General features: G+C 57.0%; 17 protein-coding genes. 6 read left to right on the plus strand and 11 right to left on the minus strand.

Features of this window, described 5'->3' with window-relative positions; all coding sequences use genetic code 11:
* Nucleotides 1-35 precede the first annotated feature (35 nt).
* Nucleotides 36-1,772 (plus strand): cobalamin-dependent protein, encoded by a 1,737-nt coding sequence (locus PLO63_03705; GenBank protein ID HOI73233.1) that lies wholly within the window; start codon nt 36-38, stop codon nt 1,770-1,772.
* A 138-nt stretch (nt 1,773-1,910) separates the two neighbouring features.
* Here the strand turns inward: PLO63_03705 and PLO63_03710 are convergent, their stop codons facing one another.
* From PLO63_03710 to PLO63_03755, 10 genes are all read right to left on the minus strand, one after another.
* Nucleotides 1,911-3,446, minus strand: a complete 1,536-nt coding sequence (locus PLO63_03710; protein ID HOI73234.1) for a hypothetical protein — start codon at nt 3,444-3,446, stop codon at nt 1,911-1,913.
* A 1,031-nt stretch (nt 3,447-4,477) separates the two neighbouring features.
* Nucleotides 4,478-4,879: a hypothetical protein gene (locus PLO63_03715; GenBank protein HOI73235.1), complete on the minus strand. Its 402-nt coding sequence runs from the start codon at nt 4,877-4,879 to the stop codon at nt 4,478-4,480.
* 25 nt (nt 4,880-4,904) lie between these two features.
* Nucleotides 4,905-5,330: a hypothetical protein gene (locus PLO63_03720; GenBank protein ID HOI73236.1), complete on the minus strand. Its 426-nt coding sequence runs from the start codon at nt 5,328-5,330 to the stop codon at nt 4,905-4,907.
* Nucleotides 5,327-5,599, minus strand: a complete 273-nt coding sequence (locus PLO63_03725; GenBank protein ID HOI73237.1) for a hypothetical protein — start codon at nt 5,597-5,599, stop codon at nt 5,327-5,329. The genes PLO63_03720 and PLO63_03725 overlap by 4 nt, the downstream gene beginning before the upstream one ends.
* Nucleotides 5,600-5,645: 46 nt before the next feature.
* Nucleotides 5,646-6,065, minus strand: coding sequence for a hypothetical protein (locus PLO63_03730; protein HOI73238.1), 420 nt, complete (start codon nt 6,063-6,065; stop codon nt 5,646-5,648).
* A 126-nt stretch (nt 6,066-6,191) separates the two neighbouring features.
* Nucleotides 6,192-6,596, minus strand: a complete 405-nt coding sequence (locus PLO63_03735) for a hypothetical protein (protein HOI73239.1) — start codon at nt 6,594-6,596, stop codon at nt 6,192-6,194.
* A gap of 134 nt (nt 6,597-6,730) precedes the next feature.
* Nucleotides 6,731-7,153: a hypothetical protein gene (locus tag PLO63_03740; protein HOI73240.1), complete on the minus strand. Its 423-nt coding sequence runs from the start codon at nt 7,151-7,153 to the stop codon at nt 6,731-6,733.
* Nucleotides 7,154-7,358: 205 nt separating this feature from the next.
* Nucleotides 7,359-7,769, minus strand: a complete 411-nt coding sequence (locus tag PLO63_03745) for a hypothetical protein (protein HOI73241.1) — start codon at nt 7,767-7,769, stop codon at nt 7,359-7,361.
* Nucleotides 7,770-8,367: 598 nt separating this feature from the next.
* A complete protein-coding gene (locus PLO63_03750) occupies nt 8,368-8,772 on the minus strand; it encodes a hypothetical protein (protein HOI73242.1) in 405 nt (134 codons plus the stop codon).
* 249 nt (nt 8,773-9,021) lie between these two features.
* The gene (locus PLO63_03755) at nt 9,022-10,014 is read right to left on the minus strand and encodes an EFR1 family ferrodoxin (protein HOI73243.1); all 993 of its coding nucleotides are present in this window, start codon (nt 10,012-10,014) and stop codon (nt 9,022-9,024) included.
* Nucleotides 10,015-10,140: 126 nt separating this feature from the next.
* Between PLO63_03755 and PLO63_03760 the strand changes: the two genes are divergently transcribed.
* The 5 genes from PLO63_03760 (at nt 10,141) to PLO63_03780 (ending at nt 13,552) form a co-directional block, all read left to right on the plus strand.
* On the plus strand, nt 10,141-10,641 hold the full coding sequence (locus PLO63_03760; protein ID HOI73244.1) for a cyclic nucleotide-binding domain-containing protein: 501 nt from the start codon (nt 10,141-10,143) through the stop codon (nt 10,639-10,641).
* Between the two features lie 132 nt (nt 10,642-10,773).
* Nucleotides 10,774-11,598 (plus strand): DUF2608 domain-containing protein, encoded by an 825-nt coding sequence (locus PLO63_03765; protein ID HOI73245.1) that lies wholly within the window; start codon nt 10,774-10,776, stop codon nt 11,596-11,598.
* A 64-nt stretch (nt 11,599-11,662) separates the two neighbouring features.
* On the plus strand, nt 11,663-12,271 hold the full coding sequence (locus tag PLO63_03770) for a LysE family transporter (GenBank protein HOI73246.1): 609 nt from the start codon (nt 11,663-11,665) through the stop codon (nt 12,269-12,271).
* A gap of 98 nt (nt 12,272-12,369) precedes the next feature.
* Nucleotides 12,370-12,981, plus strand: coding sequence for a GrpB family protein (locus PLO63_03775; GenBank protein HOI73247.1), 612 nt, complete (start codon nt 12,370-12,372; stop codon nt 12,979-12,981).
* A gap of 73 nt (nt 12,982-13,054) precedes the next feature.
* Nucleotides 13,055-13,552 (plus strand): HXXEE domain-containing protein, encoded by a 498-nt coding sequence (locus PLO63_03780; protein HOI73248.1) that lies wholly within the window; start codon nt 13,055-13,057, stop codon nt 13,550-13,552.
* Here PLO63_03780 and PLO63_03785 read toward each other — a convergent pair.
* A complete protein-coding gene (locus PLO63_03785) occupies nt 13,549-15,246 on the minus strand; it encodes an AMP-binding protein (protein HOI73249.1) in 1,698 nt (565 codons plus the stop codon). The genes PLO63_03780 and PLO63_03785 overlap by 4 nt on opposite strands.
* Nucleotides 15,247-15,601 lie beyond the last annotated feature (355 nt).

The raw sequence follows: 15,601 nt of genomic DNA on the forward strand, positions 1-15,601 counted from the left end.
CCCCGCACGAAAATTCCTCAAAACAGGAGAAAAGGATGAACGCCCAGCCCCGACACCCGCTTGGTACCCGCGCCCGTGTTCTTCTGACCAGCGTCTTCGGACCCTATGCTCAGGACGATGAATACGGCAGCCGCCGGATCAACCCGATGGAGCTTTACCACAACCAGGTGACGCGCGTTCAGGGGGGATTCTCCCTGAGGATGTTTCACCGCTCCTTCGGGCTCATGATGATCCAGGCCAACCTGGAGGCACCCTGCACCCTCCTCGATTTTCCAGACCGGGAGCGCTTCATCGAGGAAATCCGGGATCACTCCTATGACGTCATCGGCATCAGCGGGATCCTTCCCAACGTGGGCAAGGTCCGTGAGATGTGCCGGCTGATCAGGCAGTATCGGCCCGCGGCCACGATTGTCGTCGGAGGTCACGTCACCGGAAAAGAGGGGCTGGAGGAGATGATCGATGCGGACATCATCGTCCGAGGGGAGGGAATCCGGTGGTTTCAGCGCTACCTGGGCCAGGACGACAAGGCACCGATCCGTCACCCCATGGCGATATCCGGCTTCGGCAGCAGAATGCTGGGCATCAATATCGGCAGCAGGCCCGGAGGCACGGCGGCGATCCTGATCCCCTCCGTCGGCTGCCCCGTCGGATGCAACTTCTGCTCGACCTCCGCCCTGTTCGGCGGCAAGGGCAACAGCGTCCATTTCTTTGAAACGGGGGATGAGCTCTTTTCCGTCATGTGCGAGATCGAGAAGAACCTCGGGGTGAAATCTTTTTTTACGCTGGACGAGAATTTTCTCCTCCACAAGAAAAGAGCACTTCGACTCCTCGAGCTGATGGAGGCCAGCAACAAGAGCTGGGCCATCTATGTCTTCAGCTCCGCCCGGGTCCTGAAATCCTACAGCATCGACCAGCTGCTGCGGCTGGGCATCAGCTGGGTCTGGATGGGGCTGGAAGGGGAAGAGAGCGCCTATGACAAGCTGAAGGGCGTGGACACCCGTGAGCTGGTCAAAACCCTGCAGTCCCGCGGCATCCGGGTCCTGGGCTCCTCCATCATCGGGCTCGAAGAGCACCGGCCCGAGACCATGGATGCCGTGATCGACTACGCGATCAGCCATGAAACGGTTTTTCACCAGTTCATGCTCTATTCCCCGGTTCCGGGGACGCCGCTCTATGAAAAGCACAAACAGGACGGAACGCTGCTCTCCGACTCGGAGTTCCCCGTTGCCGACGCCCACGGGCAGTATCGCTTCAACTACCGTCATCGACATATCCGGAACGGCGAGGAAGAGGAATTCCTCCTGGAGGCCTTCCGGCGTGACTTCGACGTGAACGGACCCAGCCTGTTGCGCATGATCCGGGTGATGCTGGACGGGTGGAAGGCGAACCGGGACCAGTTGCCGCGGGTGCGGGAGCGTCTCGCCCGGGAGGTGTTTCCCCTGAGATCGAGCTATGCGGGTGCCGTGTGGGCAATCCGGAAGTGGTACCGCCGCAGCAATCCGCGGATCGCCGGGAAAGCAGACCAACTCCTGGGGGATCTCTATGAGATGTTCGGCTGGGCGACGAGGCTGATTGCGCCGGTGGTGGGCCGGTATGCCCACTTCATGCTGAAAAAGGAGGAAGCGCGGCTGGCGGTGGGATGGACCTGCGAGCCCCGCTGCTTCTGCGAGAAAAATCCTGCGGCGCTGCTGCTGGACAAGGAAGGAACGGCCACGGCAAAGGCGGTCACGGGAAAGATTCACCCGGTCGTCCGCGAGCCCAGGCCTGCCTGATCTTTATTCACCGGTCGCCTGGAGGGATCTCGCTATGCCTCCAGGCGCCGTTGATCCTGCTCTTCCCCGTTTGCCTGCATCCCATATCCTCTCGAAACGGACACCTCCATGTCCGTCGTGCGTCCTTGTGCCCGACGGTCAGATCTTATCCTCCGCCTTCAGGCTAAGGAAGATCGCGGACAGGATGGCGTAGGCCAGGGCGATCATGAATGGCTCATTCGAGCCGGTATCCCAGGGAAGGTAAATCTCGCCGGTGGGCAGGATCGAGTGGATGAAGCCGAAGAGACTGAAAACGGCGCATAGAAAGGCGCACAGGGCGGCCAGGCGCGGTTTCCGATCGATGAGAAACGCCACGACGCTTCCCCAGAGCAGGCCGGTCAGGATGAAGCCGTTGCTGAGGACGGTCAGCGTCTGGAACATCGTCTGAAGGCGCGCTGGGAGCGCGTTCGGGTTGACCTCCAGGGCGCTCAGGAACTGGCCCAGGATGATGATCACAAGGTTGGCGACGACGGGCAGGAAGCTCATGCTGACGGCTGGCGAATGGGCGGCAGGGGCCTCCCGGTAGGCCTGGCGGATGATCTCCAGGCCGATGAAGATGAAGATCGGGGCCAGGACGGCCCGCGGGATGAGGCCCACGATCAGGGACAGGAGGCCGACGACGGAGCCGATGCCGATGAGGAGACCTGTCAGGAGCGTGTACCAGTGGGTTGCGCCCATCTTTTTATAGGCCGGGTGGCCGATGTATGGCGTCGTCTGGGCCACGCCGCCGAAAAACGAGGCGATGAGGGAGGTGAAGGCCTCCGTCAGCAGGATGTCCCGGGTTCGGTAATCGTCCCCCGCCAGGCGGGCGCTTTCCGTGTTGTTTATACCGCCGATGATGGTCAGGATCGCGAAGGGAACGGCGATGGGCAGATACTGGATGCTCTGAGGCAGGCTCTTTAGAAAGGAAAGCGAGAAGACAGGGATACAAAGAGACATCTCGAAGCTCGGGGCCTTGAACTCCGGGATGTATCCGCCGTAGCCGAGGGCGAAATGGAGGGCCGATCCCAGAACAACGGCGAGCAGGATGCCGGGGATCCGCCCGGGCAGCTCCATCCGGCCCAGGAGGGTGGCGAAGATCAGCCCCAGGGCCACCATGCCCACCACGACCTCGTTGAATATCTCCAGAAGCGGCAGAAAGCCCAGGAGGAGAAGCCCGATGCCGGCAAGGGAACCCAGGATGCCGGCGGTGGGGACGATGCGCTGCACCCAGGCGCCGAAGAACGACAGGACGACCTTGGCCAGCCCGATCATGAAGAGGGTGGCCATGCCGATCTGCCAGGTCAGCTCCGCGTTTTTCGTGGCGATAAAGGCGGGCCCCAGGACGGCGTAGACGAGGCCGATGCTGGAGGGGGTGTCGAGGCCCAGGGGCATGGCCGTGACGTCGGTCCGGCCCGTTTTTCTCCTCAGGCGGACGGCCAGCCATGTGTAGACGAGATCTCCGAAAAAGACGCCGATGGCCGTACCGGGGATCATCCGCTTCAGGATGATCTCCGCGGGGTAATTGAAGGTGAACATCAGGATGGCGCTCATGAAGACGAGAACGCCGACGTTGTCGAGGAACAGGGCCAGGAAGGCCGTGGTCTCGCCCCAGAAACGGCTCCTGTGGTTTGCTCCGTTTTCGTGATGGGTCATGCATCAACCTCGCATTCGCGGCCGGGCCAGATCTCAGGAGAATTTTTCCGGAACTGCTTTTAACCTGTCCCGGAACGATTTGTCATCCCCAAAGTAGGCGCCCGGTCCTCCCTCGGACCTGTCCCGCAAGGCCGTTCCGGAGCCCTGATCTCTCTGCCGGAGTCATCCATCTTTTTCCACAGTCGTTCACGTTACCAGTAAAAAATGTCTGGCCTTTGCATGAAGTCACCAAGCGGCAGACGTGCGGCTGCAGAGCAAAGAGCACCGTAACTGGTTGGTGGAGTTTCTTCGAAGAAAAATGAAATGAGGGTTGTTTTCTGAAAAGAATTTTACAGATTCGGGACGCGACATCCATCCCGGTGGAGAAGAAAAAACGACGGTCACGACCCCCCTTCTATTCGTGACCGTCTTAACAGAACCTGCTTTGTAATAATATCAGATTGTTGTTAATTCATTTCCACTCAAACATGCAGGCCTGGGTAGTGTTCCCATTTTCGTCTTTGCTTTCCACAACACCCTTATTCATGCCCTGATTCTGAGATGAAACATGATGAATCTCAACCCAGCCGTGTCTTGCCACTTTGATGTCAAATCATACCTCCTTGCCCTTGCGGTTATGTCTATTGATCTGTTCCGCGTACCCTGCTTTTCCCGGCCGGCAGGCATGATCTCCGGGTTTGAGATCCCAGACGCTATCGTTGCAGAACGACTCGGTGCAGACAAATCTGACAAGGATGTTGTCGTCTGTCTTGTTGTAAAAAACAACATGCCTCGGAGTCCTTGGGAAAAATCATGGTTCCCGTCATCAGGGAGAAGGTGATGACAGCCGCCCACATCGATCCTTTCATTCGCAACCATCGACAGACAGATTTTAACAATCATTTGTCATGGCTCAAATCTCCTCTTTGCTGCCTTTGTTCCGAGTCGGACAGATTCAGTCTGTGCAACCGAACACTGACATTTTGAAAACCAGCATCAATAAGAGGGAACATCTTTTGCCCGCATGGATGTGATTTTACAGGTATTCAAGACTACCAGTCCAATACGCATGTCTGAGTCGTGTTTCCGTTTTCGTCTTTGCTTTCAATAACGGCTTTACTCGAAGCATCATGGACCTCGACCCAGCCGTGTTTCGCAACATCGACTTGACAATACCCCTTACTGCTGGGGGTGAAGACGTGCACGTACCCTCCCTTTCCCGGTCGGCATTCGTGTCCCCCTGCATGGATCTTCCAGTCATTATGGCAGAACCAGCCGCAGTAAAAGTTAAACGTTACATCCTTGTTGTCTGTTTTGTTGTAAAAGCAGGATGCCTCGGTGTCCTTGGGGATCATCATGATTCCTGTTATCAGGGTGATGACGAAGACCGCCGTCCACATGGTTCCTGTCCTTGGCAATCCGTCGCAGACTGTTTTCGGCAAGATGTTTTTCATGGCTCGATCCTCCTGATGCTGAATCTCAAGGTGTCGGGGTCGGCTTATCTTTATGCCAGTCAAATGTGCACGTTCGGGTTATGTTTCCATTTTCGTCTTTGCTTTCTACAATGCCCTTGTCGGCAACATGAGTGACTTCGACCCAGCCGTGTTTTGCAACCTCGATGTCGCAACTGTGCATTTTTTCAGCAGGCCTGATGGTTGCTACTCCTCCCTTTCCCGGCCTGCACTTGTGCTGATTGGGGTTGATCGTCCATTTGTTCCCGCAGAACCAGCCACAGTTAAATGATACTGCGATATCGCCGTCCGCTTTGTTGTAGAAGCAGCATGCCTCAGCGTCTTTGGGGATCATCATAATGCCTGTTATCAGGGAGATGGTGATGACAGCCGCCCACATCGTTCCTTTCGTTCGAAACCCTCGACAGACTGCTTTCAATAAAATGTTCTTCATGGCTCAATCCTCTTCTTTCGCTCTGCGTCAGCCAAATCCACTTCAACCGGTCTTTCAGTGATACTCTCCTGAACCGGCATCAACGTTGATGGGTATTGATTGCCCGCTTTGTCGAGATGACCGGCAATTGTTAACCGTTCTTCGAAAAGAGGTTCTGGCTTTGAATCGATCTTGAATGAAAAGGTCAAATATCTTGCCCGCCGGACGCTCAATGGCGGTTTTGATTGCAGGGAAATTGGAGACGGCCGCGGCCCCGCCTTATGCCTCATGGCCGTCTCCACATAATCAGTGTACTCGGGACGTCGGGCAGTTGTTCTACCGAGAAAAAACCCATTCGAAGTAACATTTTTTGACAACGACACCATCGGCATTTTTGCTTTCCGCAAGACCAAAACCCCCTGGAGGATTGTCATGGGTGATATCAACCCAGCCGTGCTTTTCAACAGGGACATCGCAGGTAGCAACACCTCCGATTCGCCTGATGCTCGCAATCCCTCCTTTTCCCGGCCGGCACTTGTGTTCCCCGGGGTCGAGAGTCCAGCTGTTTCCGCAGAACCAGCCGCAGTTGAAGGAAACATGTATCTTGCCGTCACTCTTGTTGTAGAAGCAGCATGCCTCGGAGTCCTTGGAAATCAAAACGGTTGCCGCGATCAGTACAATCGCAAAGGTAACCATCCACATCGCTCCTCTGTTTCCCAACCGTTCGCAGATTGGTTTCGACAATTCATGCTTCATGGTTCGCTCCTCCTTTCCAGTGATTTCACTCCGTGTCAGGCAGCCCGTTCTACTCGACAAGACGGAGGTGTTTTTGTGATCCAGCATAGGCTAATGGCCTGTTTTATTGAGTGGCGGCACTGTTCCTTAATTGCCCCAATCGAACTCGCATACATTGGTCGTGTTTCCATTTTCATCTTTGCTTTCTGCAACGCCTTTATCCTGGACATGATAGACGTTGACCCAGCCGTGTTTAGCGACCGGAAGAAGCTCACAAGGATCCTTTTGATTATGGTAGAGGGTGACGTATCCATTCTTTCCCGGCCGGCATTTATGTTGTCCAGGGCTTAGATCCCAGACGTTCCAGCAGAACACGCCGCAGTCAAACTTGACCGTGATCTTGTCATCCGCTGAGTTGTAAAAGCAGCACGCCTCCGATTTCACAGGGATCGTCAGGTATCCCGCGATCAGCGCAACGGCGACGATAACCGTCCACATCGCTCTCTTCTCTCGCATCCACCAACAAACCGGTTTCGACAATCTGTTCATCATGGTCCGATCCTCCTTCCCGCTGCTTCATTTGCCGGTGGACAATCATCCTTTCTGCAGCGCAAGGATGTTGCCCTCGGAATCCGGCATCGGCAAAGAGTCGGCTCTACTGAAAAATGCCGTCTCGTTGCCAATCTTCACCAGTCAAAGGTGCAGGTTTGAATCGTTTTACCGTTTTCATCTTTGTTTTCCACAACGCCCTTGTTCATGCCCTGTGCCTTAACATGATGGACCTCGACCCAGCCGTGCTTTTTAACCCAGATGTAATTGCATGCTTCGAAGCTTTTACTTTTGACTCGCGAGATCGACGTGGCGTTTCCTCCCTTTCCCGGCCGGCAGGCGTGATCTCCGGGTTCAATATCCCAGTCGTTCCCGCAGAATACACCGCAGACAAAAGAAACGTGAATCTTCTCGTCGGTATGGTTATAGAAACAGCATGCTTCCGTGTTCTTGGGAAGCATTACGGTTCCTGCGATCAAAGCCGTGGCGATGATAACCGTCCACATCGCTCCCCTGTTTCGGAGCCCTCCGCAGATCCGTTTCGACATTATGTTCTTCATGGCTCAATCTCCCTTTCCGCCGCTTTGTTCCGTATCAAGCAGGTTCACTATGCTCATCCGAACTGCGGCGCTTTGGAAAGCCAGCATCACTGCCTGCGAATTTTCTTTGCCCATCTTGCGGAGATGACGGTACGATCAAGACTGCAGCTCGTTGCCATCTTTTCCCACTTTCCGGTTACGATCCGAAAACACCGACGGTCGCTGCTCACTGAACCCAGTCGAACTCACAGAAATCAATAACTTGGCCGTACTCATTTTTGCTGACGGCACGGCACTTGCTCCCTGGATGGGTTACTTCAATCCAACCATGTTTCTGGACATCTAAACCTCTATCGCAGAACAGTCCGTTCCGCTTGATGTTCGCGACTCCCCCTTTCCCCGGGCGACACTTGTGCTCTCCCTGCCCTAAAACCCATGTATTACTACAGAAAATCCCGCAATCGAACTCGACGGTGATGTCTCCCTTGTCGTCTGCCATGTTATAGAAGCAGCTTGCTTCGCTGACCCGCGGCATAAGACCGATTCCGGCAACAAGGGTCATGACAACGATCATCGCATACACCCATTGCTTTCTTTCCAAACGGCTGTCGCTCTTTGTCATCAACACACTCTTCATGGCTCAATCCTCCTTTGTTGTTCTCGTAACTCCTGTCAGACAAACTCAATCTCCGTGCTGCGATTTTAGAATAGATCATTTCATGCCGGTGGCAATGCTTGTTCATCTGATAGGTAGAATAGGTGCCCATCCGATTTGTGGCGCAAAGTTGGAGAGATACAATTTGGGGGTGGATAGAGAAATCGAAGAAAGAAAGGATCGTTATACTGTTGAATCCGGTGATCCTGTGGCCAGGCTGCTCGATTTCGTTTCATCTTGGAAGTCCTTTGTCTCGATCCTGTTGTTCCGATGGCTAATAGATAGAGAGATCCATGATTCATTCGGATGCAGGTAAAATCGGCGCACCTCATATGGCCTGGTGCGCCGATTTCAATCCCCTCAACAGATCATGACAATTCGGGTGCTCCGGTGACGGCACAAGCAATCTTCTTCGTTGTACCTCAACCTTTCCGGATCATTTGTCATTGGATGGCCTGGAAGTTCCTGCAGTGAACATCGTCATTCCATTGCACGATCTGACTGTATCAGTCTGGACTGCATCTCTTCGCCGTCTTTTCACACTCTCCGGTTACGATCCGAAAGCACCCGGGGCAACCGCTCATTTCACCCAGTCGAAGGTACAGGAATCGATGATTTCAGCGTTCTCATTTTTGCTGACGACAAGGCCTTTGTTTCCTGTACGGGTTACTTCAACCCAACCGTGTTTCTTGACTGTTTCGATATCGCAGGACTGTCCTCCCCGCCTGATCGTCCCGCTTCCCCCCTTCCCCGGGCGGCACTTATGCTCCCCAGGCCCTAAATCCCATGCATTCCCACAGAAAACCCCACAACTGAACTCAGCGACGATGCCTCCCTTGTCCACCAGGTTATAGAAGCAGCATGCATCACTGACTTGCGGCGCGAGTCCGATTCCGACAACAATGGCCATGACAACGATCATCGCACACACCCATTGCTTTCTTTCCAACCGGCTGTCGCTGTCTGTTGTCAACGCATTCTTCATGGCTCAATCCTCCTTTCCAATGATTTGTCTTCCCTTTTACAAACTCAACTTACCCGATGCGATTACAGAATAGAGCATTTCATGCCTGCGACAATGCTTGATCATCTCGTAAGCAGAATAGGTGCTGATTCGTATTCAGGTGTGAAAATGGTTGGGTACGATGCTATGGGGGGAAGGGGAGTGGAAAAGGGAATGGCTTGTAATGCTGTTGAATCCTCCGATTTTACAGCCTGGGAGGTTTCTCTGGTTTCATCCTTTCAGTTCCTTGGGTTCCTGAATGTGAATATCGTATTTCCGCAGAAAATCCTTGAAGCCGTAGACTTTTTTCCCCATGAAGACCATGTCGATTGCCTGGGCTGGGCAGTTGTTGACGCAGCCCATGCAGCCAATGCAGCGGTCCTGGTCCACCCTGTGCTGTGCAGGGTGTGTGGCTCCGACCGGGCATACCCGGACGCAGGTGCCGCAGCCGATGCATTTCGCCGCGTCGATGGTATGCCGGGAGATCAGCAGTTTCGTGAATTTCATCATCACGGATCCCTTGAAGACATCGCCGTAATGAAACTCCTTCCGCACGGGAGAAATCGTTCCTCCGCTCCGGACCATCTGAAGAAACTTTTTGGCGAACTCCCGGACCTGCGTGTAGGTTTCCTCGTTCGGCCGGTCCCTGTATTTGAGGATGCGCGCCTCTTTCCCGGACGACCAGGTCGGGGCGAAGGTGGACATGTTGCCGAAGGCGGCGATCCCCACCGGGACGCCTCCCTTCGCGCACAGCAGCTGGAGCGTGGAGAAGGCGGTGTTGTACTGATTGTCCCCGGGGCCGCCGAAGGTCGAATAGGCTGCCACCGGGATGCCCTGAATATCCGGAATGGACGCCAGCCATGATCGCACGTTGCCCGGCGTGTCCAGGTAATACACCGGCGTTCCCAGGACGATCAGATCGTAGCCCTTCATCGCGGACGGATCGAACCCGCGGATGTCCAGGGCCGTCACCGTCAGTCCGTTCTGCTCGAGAACCTTTCCGATCAGCCTGCCGTTCCGCTCCGTGTGGCCCGCCTGGCTGTACCAGAGGACAAGCGCCGTCCGGGGCTGTGTGGATTTTAGCGGTATTTTCGAATCGGGAATGGTTTCCCTCGTGCATCCGTTCAGACTTATGGCCGCCGCGGCTCCGGCTGAACCGGCGAGAAATGTCCTTCGTGTACAGGTTTTCCATTTGCCGGTCTGCTTTTCGTCATGCTTTCCCATTGCCTGTTTCCCTCTGCGGTGTTTTTCGCTTGACAGAATACGGGGTGGAGATGAATCAATCCGGATGGCCATTTATCACAGAGAAGGCATGAAAATCACGATCAATCATGAAGGGGAGGACGAGAGATGGATACACATTCTCTTCAGAACCATGACGAGCTGATTCAGAAGGTGAAAAAAATGGCCACATTCCGGTCTTTTGAAAAGAAAGATTTCTACCGGATCCTCAATTTCAGCAAGATCAGGGAATACGAACCGGGTGAGACGATCCTGGAGGAAGGGAGCTACGACAACTGGATTTTCTTTATCATCTCGGGGAAGGTGCGCGTCGTGCGGCATGACAGGGAGATCAGCGTTCTGAGCCGCACCGGCGATATCTTCGGGGAGATGGGGATCATCGATGGTTCGGCCCGGTCCGCCTCCGTCTCCGCCCTTGAAAAGACCATCTGCCTGGCGACGGACATCTCGTTCATGGATCGCCTGACCGGCGAAGACCGGCTGGCGTTCACGGCCATGCTTTATCAGCTCCTGGCGGAGATCCTGGCCGTCCGGTTGAGAACGACCAGTGAAGAGCTGGTCCTGGCCAGGGAGGAGATTGCCGCCCTGAAAGGCGAGGCGGGCCGGTGAGTGCCGGAAAGGTGAGAGTTGCTTCTTGGATGCGATCATGGCCTTGCTTGGACCGTGACGCCTTCAAGCAGGGAATTTCTAACATGTGCGGGCGGCAGATCAAGCCCATCCCGCGAAAATGGAGGTAACGACATGAAACGAGTTGATGGAAGACAGCATGCACGGACGTACGGGCGGATTCGATATGCCGTGGTGATCTTGTTGCTTCTGTTCGTCCTTGTCCTTCCTGTTTCCGCGGGAGCTGAGGTTCGGGAGACGGCGGACCTGAAAATCCTGGAGAAGGAAGTGACCGCAGGCACGCTGGTCTGTTTCGACCTCGACAACACCCTGATCCGGGCCGAGCAGATGCTGGGGAGCGACCAGTGGTGGGACGACGTTGTCTATGAACTGGCGGCGTCCGGTCTGTCCGGGCGGGAAGCAACCATCAAGGCGTACCGGATCTGGCTGCCGCTCCAGACCGCCGGCCGGTTCATCCCGGTGCAGCCGGACGGCCCGGCGGTCGTGCGCGGCCTCCAGGAGCGGGGCGTCAAGGTGCTGGGACTCACGGCCCGCCCCTCCATGATCGCATCCCTCACTTACAGGCAACTGGCGTCCATCGACATCGATCTCCGCCGGGGGGAACCCAGGAGCGAGCCCTTGAACGTGAACCTGAAAGATGCCGCCCGTTACGAGAACGGTATCCTGTTTGTCGGAGAGCAGAACAGCAAGGGCGAGGCGCTGAAGGGCTTCCTGGCTGCAACGGGGATGAAGCCCGCAAAGATTGTCTTCGCCGACGATAAAAAGAAGCATGTGGACGAACTGGAGAGGGTCTTCGGGAGCGGTCCCGTCCCCTACGTCGGTTTCCGGTACGGCGGCGCCGATGAATGGGTGAAGAGCTACGACCGGGCTATCGTGGAGATCCAGAAGAAGTACCTGGGCCGCATCCTTCCCGACGATGTGGCGGCAAGGCTGAAATAGGCGCGCAAGCGGCTTTCTTCGATTTGCGAGAATTGTCCTGCGGATTCCGGTAAACAAGGTTTGGATGGAAACATCTTTCCTGATCAAAGGAATCATCATCGGATTTTCAATCGCCGCGCCCGTCGGGCCGATCGGCGTTCTGTGCATCCGGCGGACGCTGGCCGACGGGCGGGTTTCGGGCCTTGTCTCAGGCCTCGGGGCCGCTGTGGCGGATGCGGTTTACGGCTGCATCGCCGGTTTCGGCCTGACGTTCGTCTCCGGTTTCCTGATCGGCGGGCAGGCGTGGCTTCGTATTGTCGGAGGAGTATTTCTCTGCTTCCTGGGCATCCGAACCTTCCTGTCCGGACCTGCCGAAAAGGCCGCCCCTGCCGCCGGGAGAAGCCTGGCCGGCGCATTCGTCTCGACGTTTCTCCTGACTCTCACCAACCCGATGACGATTCTCTCGTTTGTGGGGATATTCGCAGGGCTGGGGATCGCAGGAGCCGGCGGGGACTATGGGGCGGCGGGTGCTCTGGTCCTGGGCGTTTTCAGCGGCTCCGCTCTCTGGTGGCTACTCCTCAGCGGCGGCGTCGGTGCACTGCGGGAGAAGGTCACTCCCCGGGGGATGCAGTGGGTCAACCGGGGTGCCGGCGCGATCATTGCGGCGTTCGGCCTGCTTGCCCTCCTGGGATAGGCCGGACGGAGGATGAATCCCCGGCTTATCCCGGGAAGAATGCCTGTTCCGGAGGCCGTCCTGCCGGACCCGTGTGTCCGGGCGACAGAAGAGAAGAAATGGAAACACTCGCCGATAAAGTAGCACGGGTGGTGAGAGAGGTGGTGGCCGTTGTGCCGCACGATCCCTGCTGGGTGAAGGCGTTCGAGCGGGAGCGGCGCCATCTTCGGTCCTGCCTGCCGGCGGATCTGCTCGGGAGGATCGAGCATTTCGGAAGCACCGCCGTTCCCGGTCTTCCGGCCAAGCCCATTGTCGACATGCTGGTCGAGGTGACGAGCCTGGACGAAACAAAGCGGCGCATCGCGCCCGTTCTGGAGGCGCAGGGATATGATTACTTCTGGAGACCCTCCTGGGGAGATGACACGCCTCCCTTTTATGCCTGGTTCATCAAGCGGGATGCAGGCGGGAAAAGGACACATCACATCCATATGCTCGAGTCCGGCTTCGAGCAGTGGGACGGGCTTCTGTTCCGGGACTACCTCCGGGAGCATCCGGATGCAGCCCGGGAGTATGGCGATATCAAAATCAGGCTCTCCCGTGTTCATGTTCATGACCGTGTGGCCTATACGACGGCCAAGGGAGACTTTGTCAGGAGAGTTACCGAACGGGCCAGGAGGCTCTATGGAGAAGACCGGAGAGTGCACGAGGCAGATGAGCCCCCTCACCGCTGAAGCCGGAGGTCCGGGTACATCCCGGATATGAAGAATTTGTTCTAACCTGGGACCGACCAGGGGGAATCATAATATGACCTTTGTTCATTGGCAGTGGCTCTTCCCGCTGGCCGTCACCGTGCACAACCTCGAGGAGGCGGTCTGGCTGCCTGCCTGGTCGCAGCGGGCCGGCCGGTGGCATCGCCCGGTGGAGCCGTTCGCCTTTCGTTTTGCCGTGGCCGTCCTGACGGTCCTGGCGTACGCCGCAGCGGCCTGGAGTGTCGCCGGGGGGCCGGAGAGCATTGGCGCCTACCTTCTTTCCGGGTATGCCCTGGCTATGCTCCTCAACGTCTTCCTGCCGCACCTCTTGGCTACGGTGGCCCTGCGCCGCTATGTCCCCGGGCTGGCGACGGCGTTGCTCTTCAACCTTCCGGTGACGGCCGGATTGCTGCAGGCCGCCTTTGCCGAGGGATATGTGAAACTCCCGACGTTTGCGTACTATGCGGTGCCGGTATGCCTGGGTCTTGTCGCTTCCATTCCGGTTCTCTTTGCCATCGGGAGAAGGATAAAGGGCGGCTCGGAACCGCATTAATCTTCTCTCTTTTCGGTCATCATGGCCTTGATCTCCCGCTTGAGGACCTTGCCGACGCCGCTCGTGGGAAGCTCGTCCATGAATTCGATCTGCTTCGGGATCTTGTACGACGCCACCTGCTCCTTCAGATACTGGACAATGGCGGCCCTCTGCGTTTCGCTCTTTTCGACGCCCGCCTTCAGGACGATGGCGGAGGCGACGCGCTCTGATCCGGGGCGCTCCGGGTCCGGGATGCCCACCGAGGCCGCCTGGGCGACATCGGGGTGCTTCGCGAGCACTTCGTCCAGCTCCCGGGTGAACACCTTGAACCCGGAGACGATGACCATGTCCTTCAACCGGTCCACGATGGAAAAATAACCGTCCTCGTCCATGACCGCGATGTCGCCGGTGTAAAGCCAGCCGTTCCGGATCGTTCCGGCTGTCTCCTCGGGCTTTTTGAAATACTCTTTCATGAGCTGCGGACCCCGGACGACGATCTCCCCGGGCTCGCCCTGCTTGACCGGCTGCCCTGTCCCCGGGTCGAGGAGGACAAACTCGGTGTCCGACAGCGGCATGCCGATGGAGCCGGCCTTTTTCACCCCGTAACGGGGATTGCAACTGGTCACCGGGGATGTTTCCGTCATCCCGTAGAGCTCGATGAAATTCCCCTTCCCGATGATGGACTCCAGTTCTCCGATGCTCTCCTTCGGAAACGGAGCGGCGGCGCTGAGGCACCACTTCAGGTTCTTCATGTCCAGGCGCTTGAATTCGGGGTTCTTCATGAGTTCGTAAAAGACCGTCGGGACGTTGACGATGTAGTGCGGCTGGTAGGCCTTGATCGCCTCGATGATGAAGTGCGTGTCCCGGGGGTTGGGCACGCACACCTGCGTGGTGCCGTGGGCCATGGAGAAACCGCCCAGGGCGAGTCCGGCGATATGGAACAGGGGGAACGCCGACAGGATCGTGTCCTCCGCCAGGATGTCGGTCCAGGCGAGGACCTGCTGCCGGTTGCACATGTAGCTCCGATGGGTGAGAACCGCACCCTTGGCCGGGCCCGTTGTGCCGCCCGTGTACATGATGAAGATCGCGTCGTCGAGGCTGCGGGGCACGCTCACGGGTCCCGGGGGCGTCTCCCGGATGACGTCCGTGAATTTCACCGTCACTTTCCCGGCCAGCGGTGCGACTTCCGCGGTGGGGATCTTTTTCAGGAGGTTTCCCAGGACCCGTTTCACCCCCGGCAGAAAGTCGGCGATTCCGGATACCACGACCGTCCTCGTGTCGATCCGGTCGGCGATCTCGGCGATCTTCCCGTAGAGCAGGTCGATCGTGAAGATCATTTTCGTGCCGGAGTCCCGGATCTGGTTGACCAGTTCGCCCGGCGTCAGGAGCGGGCTCAGCCCGGTGGAGACGCACCCCGCCTTCTGAATGCCGACGATGCTGATGTAGTGGGCGGGAATGTTCGGCAGGTGCAGGCCGATGACGTCGTCGGGTTTCAGCCCGCCCCGGACGAGGTAGCGGGCGACCCGGTCGGACAGATCGTCCAGTTCACGGAAGGTGATCCGCTTTCCCATGTAGATGATCGCCGGCTTGTCCGGGTATGCCTCCACCACCTTCCGGAACTGCTCGACATAGGTCATGGTTTCGTAATTCATGGTCTGCGGCACGTTCGGGTCATAGTGATTCAGCCAGCGCTTGTCGACTTGAAAATCGCTCATGATTCACCCTCCTTTCCGAAAACGGACCCTGGGGCTTGTCTGTCCGTGGCTGCAACGGTTGCGGCCGCGGGCCTGACTGCGATGAACACCGGGTGTATGTCCGGACTTCGTGGGGATTCTGGTTTCGATGGAGTGACGATTGCCTGCCGTTCGACGCGTTGTTGGCTGTGAATGGGTGGCCGACTGCTGTCCGATCCTTCTTCCGGGATGAAATGCCCTCGGAAGGAAGGAATAAGAGAAATGTTGTGGCTCAATTATAAAGGGTCACAGGGAGCAATTGTCAAGCAATATCATGCAATATCAATGAATGTCCGGTATCTTGCCGGCGGAACGGAAGAATCCGTTCGACGTCGGC

The organism is Syntrophales bacterium, assembly GCA_035363115.1.
Classification (GTDB): domain Bacteria; phylum Desulfobacterota; class Syntrophia; order Syntrophales; family PHBD01; genus PHBD01.